Annotated in this window: 5 protein-coding genes; 1 reads left to right on the forward strand and 4 read right to left on the reverse strand. The window is 49.7% G+C overall.

From position 1 onward, the window contains the following. Nucleotides 1–32: 32 nt before the first annotated feature. From Q3886_RS08190 to Q3886_RS08200, 3 genes are all read right to left on the reverse strand, one after another. Nucleotides 33–1,364: an MFS transporter gene (locus Q3886_RS08190; RefSeq protein WP_301860868.1), complete on the reverse strand. Its 1,332-nt coding sequence runs from the start codon at nt 1,362–1,364 to the stop codon at nt 33–35. 93 nt (nt 1,365–1,457) lie between these two features. Beyond that, nucleotides 1,458–1,970: a transcription repressor NadR gene (locus Q3886_RS08195; RefSeq protein ID WP_301860870.1), complete on the reverse strand. Its 513-nt coding sequence runs from the start codon at nt 1,968–1,970 to the stop codon at nt 1,458–1,460. Between the two features lie 133 nt (nt 1,971–2,103). Continuing rightward, on the reverse strand, nt 2,104–3,357 hold the full coding sequence (locus Q3886_RS08200; protein ID WP_301860871.1) for a diaminopimelate decarboxylase: 1,254 nt from the start codon (nt 3,355–3,357) through the stop codon (nt 2,104–2,106). Between the two features lie 95 nt (nt 3,358–3,452). Here Q3886_RS08200 and Q3886_RS08205 point away from each other — a divergent pair, with 95 nt between their 5' ends. Then, nucleotides 3,453–4,397 (forward strand): LysR family transcriptional regulator, encoded by a 945-nt coding sequence (locus Q3886_RS08205; protein ID WP_301860872.1) that lies wholly within the window; start codon nt 3,453–3,455, stop codon nt 4,395–4,397. Nucleotides 4,398–4,476: 79 nt separating this feature from the next. Here the strand turns inward: Q3886_RS08205 and Q3886_RS08210 are convergent. Next, nucleotides 4,477–5,065 (reverse strand): AEC family transporter (locus tag Q3886_RS08210; RefSeq protein ID WP_367881561.1); only part of this gene is annotated, 589 nt, incomplete at its 5' end.

Genomic DNA, 5,065 nt, shown 5'->3' on the forward strand with positions numbered 1-5,065 from the left:
ACCTATGACAATGGTTCACGTACACTGCCGGTTTATCCCCGGCTATGCTGGGACAGGCTTTCCAGATTCTGCTGCTTACTTTCCATGCCCAGGCCCATGACAACTGCCGATACGGCAATAAAGACGAAGGCAAACATGTAAAATACACTGCCAATGCTCATGCCGCCAGACAGCATCATACCTACCAGAACAGGCGCAGCCATGCCGCCAAACCGGCCGACACCGGCAGCCCAGCCGCTTCCCAGCGCCCGGATAGACGTAGGATACAGTTCCGGCGTATACGTATACAATACACCCCAGGCACCGAGATTAAAGAAGGACATGACAGCTCCCCAGCCCATAAGAGCTGCGGCTGTAGCTGCGTGGCCGAAGAAATAGCTGGCAATGCCGCTGCACAGTAAAAAGACAGACAGCGTATATTTTCGTCCCATCCGGTCGACCAGCCAGGCAGCGCAGAAATATCCCGGCAGCTGTGCCAGCGTCATTACCAATACGTATTCAAACGTTTTGACTACCGTAAATCCCTGCTTGAATACGAGAGACGGCAGCCACATGAAAATGCCGTAATAACTGAAGATAATGCCAAACCAGACGAGCCACAGCATGATCGTCCGCACGAGAAAGGGTTTGCGCCACAGCGTCAGTACCGATACAGGCTCTGCTTCCGGAACCGTATCCGGTTCGGTGTCAGCCGACTGGCCAGACAGGCCCATCTGCGCTTCCAGACCGGAAACGATACGGTTTGCTTCCTCTGTCTTCCCTTTAGAAAGCAAATACCGCACCGATTCCGGCATATGCAGACGAATGAGAAATACATATAATGCCGGAAGGGCGCCAATAGCGAACGCAAACCGCCAGCCATATACAGGAATGAGCAAATAGGCAATGCAGGCCGCAGCAATCCAGCCCAGAGCCCAGAAGCTTTCCAGCAGGACAATAAACCGTCCCCGCACCTTAGCCGGCGCATATTCTGTTACCAGCGTAACGGCAACGGGAAGTTCCCCGCCCAGGCCAAAGCCTACTAAAAATCGAAATACCAGAAGGGATGTGTAGTCCCAGGCAAGGGCACAGAGCCCGGTTGCCACACTGTACAGCAATACAGTAACGGTAAATATCCGTTTCCGCCCCCAGTAATCAGCCAGGGTTCCTGATACGACAGCACCCAGGGCCATGCCAATAAGTCCCATGCTGCCAATAAGACCCATCTGTCCCGGTGCCAGCTGCCATTCTTTGGCCAGTACGGGAAGGATAAAGGCAATAAGCCCCGTATCCATAGAATCAAAGAGCCAGCCCAGTCCCGTTACACCTAACAGCTTGTAGTGGAACCGCCCAACTGGCAGAGCCTCTAAGCGACGTAAAATCATATATGCTCTCCTCCTGTCATACATGTGTCAAGACACTAATACGTAGTATGGTATTTATTGTACACACTATGACAGAAAAAGCAAGATTTTCTTTTACGTATATAAAACGCCTGCTTCTTTCAATGCTTCGGCAATGGCATCCATTTCTTCTTCGCTGGCCGCTTCGACCAGATGGGTATGTATGCCGCCGCTGATGCTGCTCAGCAAGTCATCTGGTGAATTTTCAATCTTGCAGATAAACTGCTGCACATCGCGGCGTGAGTGAAGATTCAGCGTTCCTTCCAGATTCCCGTAAATTTCATGCTCAATGACAACGTTGCGCACAATGCCGCCATTATCGACAATCGCTTCCAGTTCTGCCCGCATCTGTTCCATGCCATGACAGCAGACAAATACACGCTGTATGCCTGACGAAGCAGCCCCGGCCAGCTGATATCCCCGCGGCGTGGATACAATAGGCTGACCCTGAGCCCGTAAAATAGCGATATCACCGACAATGACCTGCCGGCTCACGCCGCAGCGCTGCGAAAGCTCCGTACCCGTAATGGCTCCCTGGGCAGACTGCAGCATTGCAATAAGTTGATCTCTTCGTTCCATACTATCCATGAATCCATTCCTCCTGTACCATATTATAGCTATAGTATACGCCATTTCGCATATAAAAAATACCGTTAAAACACAGCCATGTTTTAACGGTATTTCTGCAGTTTCTGTATCTGCCAGCGATGGCTGTACAGTATTATAAATCGCTGAAGTCAAGCGTTGCAAACAGATCATCCAGCGTTTCAGCACGGCGAATCTGTGTCACACTGCCGTCGCCATGAAGCAGCAGTTCTGCCGAACGAAGTTTGCCATTGTAGTTAAAGCCCATGGAATGGCCATGTGCACCGGTGTCGTGAATGACCAGAATGTCGCCGTCCTTGATTTCCGGCAGCGCCCGGTCGACAGCAAATTTATCACAGTTTTCGCACAGCGAGCCTGATACATCATAAATATGATCTTTCGGCGCATTTTCCTTGCCCATTACCGTAATGTGATGATAAGCACCGTACATGCCCGGACGCATGAGGTTGGCCATGCAGGCATCGACGCCAATATATTCTTTCCAAATGTGTTTATGGTGAATAGCCGTCGTAACGAGGTACCCATAAGGGCCAGTAATCGCACGGCCGCATTCAAAGGCCAGGCGTACCTTTTCTAGACCAGCCGGAACCATAATATCATCATAATAGTTGCGAATACCTTCGCTGAGGACGTCGTAGTCAATGAAGGACTGTTCCGGTTTATACGGAAGGCCAATACCGCCGCCAAAGTCGAGGAATTCAATGGAAATACCTACATTTTTCTGTACATCTACAGCCAGTTCGAACATCATCTTGGCCGTATTGATCAGGCCGTTGACATCCAGTTCGTTCGATACGACCATCGTATGCAGGCCGAAATGGTGCACGCCTTTTTCCTTCAGAATGCGGAAAGCTTCAAAAATCTGTTCCCGCGTCATGCCGTACTTCGCTTCTTCCGGCGTGCCGATAATATCGTTGCCTTCCTTCATCAGCGGACCGGGATTGTACCGTGCGCAGATCCAGTCCGGCAGAGAACCGTGCGATTCCAGGTATTCGATCATGGAAATATCATCCAAGTTGATCAAGGCGCCTAATTCCATGGCTTTTTTATATTCCGCATAAGGCGTATCATTAGAGGAAAATACAATATCATGACCTGTAATGCCAACTTTTTCGCACAATGCCAGTTCAGCCATGGAGCTGCAGTCAGCGCCGACACCTTCAGCCTTCAAGAGCTTCATCAGATATGGATTCGGCGTCGCTTTAACAGCAAAGTATTCCTTAAAGTCCGGAACCCAGTCAAAGGCCTTGATTAATTTGCGGACATTGCTGACAATGGCTGCTTCATCATAACTATGAAAGGGCGTAGGGTAACTGGCAATAATTTCACGAATTTGTTCTTCCGAAAACGGTACGGTCTTTACATTCATGCTATTCAACTCCTGTACTGAAATACGCAGACGCGCATAAAATTATACTGAAAGGGACTTTCATTTCATTGTCTCTGTATAGATTTTATTATATAATGAACGCAGTAATCTGTAAAATAGATTATTTTAATTTTATTAATTTGTATTTTAAATTAAAGAAAGGCTGGTCTCCGATGGATACGATAACGCTTCGCACCTTTATTACGTTGGGAGAAATAAAAAATTTCACCAAAACGGCTCAGCAGCTGTTTGTCGCCCAGTCGACAGTTACGAACCGCATTCGCGACCTGGAAACGGAACTGGGCGTATCCCTGTTTACGCGCAGCCGAAAGCAGGTAGAGCTGACGCCGGCAGGAATCACCTTTCTCAGCTATGCCCAGCGTTTTATGGCTCTGGAGACAGCAGCCCTTCAGGATCTCCATGCCAAACCGGCCTATGCACAGACCGTTCATATCGGTACGACCAACACGATTTACGAATGTCATTTACAGAAAAAAATCCGCACCTATTTACAGAGCCGTCCTGCCGTATCGCTGAGTATCACCATTAGTCATACAAATAATTTATTCCATCACCTGCAGGACGGTACACTGGACGCAATCTTCTCCTTCAGTCCCTTTCAGCGCGACGGCTTTCTCTGCCGTCCGTACCGCACAGATACGCTGGTCCTGGTCTGCCGGTCCGACAACACGGAATATGCCGACGGCATTCACAAGGAAGACCTGCAGAAAATCGACTACCTCTTTTGTAACTTCGCTCTCCAGGGCGTAGGGCTGTATATTCAGGACCTGTTCCCCCGGTATCACTGTTTCCCCATGGAAATAGACAACAGTACCAAACTCCCGCAGTACGTAGCTGACGGCATTGGCTACACCTTTTTGCCGTACAGCCTCATTGAAGACGACTTGCAGCAGGGAACACTGCGGGCCATACCGCTTCTCGATTTTGCACCGCCCAAAGTAGACAGCTACTACATTACGCGCAGCCCCAGTACGATTCCGGCAGCACTGGAAGAGGCCCTGCAGCTCCAGCAGCCATAAGACAGCAAAAAACACGGCCCTGTCTCTGCCATCATGCGGCAAAGACAGGGCCGTGTTTGCTGCAGTTGTTCTTATCTACTCAGCGCAGGATAATAATCAGCGTCGACATGACGACAATAGAAATCAGAATATACAGGGAACTGATACAGGCAGCTACTTCAATACGCCCTTTGAGTTTGGCTGTATAATAGCAGGCCATGCCGGCTATAGGCGCAAAGGTAAGGATCACGAGAACGCGCTTGACATCCATGGAATAGTCGAGGAAAAAGTAAACTGCCGCAGCCAGAACCGCACTGCCTGCCAGGCGGACACCGATATTTTTCACGATCATCTGCAAATATTCCTTTTGCAGCGTAATTCCCAGGGCAACGCCAATCATGAGCATAGACAGAAACGTGTTGGCTGAAGCCGGAATGGTCGCCCACTGAATCACTGCATCAGGCAGTTTGACAGCACACAGGGCCAGAATAATCATGCCCATATAGGACAAAACCGGAGCCGACGAGAGAATAGACCGGGCCAGCAGAACGGGAATTCGTTCGCCTTTCTGCCCCTGAACGGCGCAGGCCAGCCCATATGCCATGCCCAGACACATAATAGAGTTGCCTGCATCAAAAATACAGACAATAAGAACGGCAGCACTGTCGAAGAAGTACGATACGAAAGGC

It is taken from the genome of uncultured Megasphaera sp., from assembly GCF_958350005.1.
Lineage (GTDB): Bacteria > Bacillota > Negativicutes > Veillonellales > Megasphaeraceae > Megasphaera.

What these genes read in the sequence shown, in the direction of transcription:
- Q3886_RS08200 (WP_301860871.1), bottom strand. Translation starts at nt 3,357, where the DNA reads ATGAATGTAAAGACCGTACCGTTTTCGGAAGAACAAATTCGTGAAATT.
- Q3886_RS08205 (WP_301860872.1), top strand. Translation starts at nt 3,453, where the DNA reads ATGAACGCAGTAATCTGTAAAATAGATTATTTTAATTTTATTAATTTG.
- Q3886_RS08190 (WP_301860868.1), bottom strand. Translation starts at nt 1,364, where the DNA reads ATGATTTTACGTCGCTTAGAGGCTCTGCCAGTTGGGCGGTTCCACTAC.
- Q3886_RS08195 (WP_301860870.1), bottom strand. Translation starts at nt 1,970, where the DNA reads ATGGATAGTATGGAACGAAGAGATCAACTTATTGCAATGCTGCAGTCT.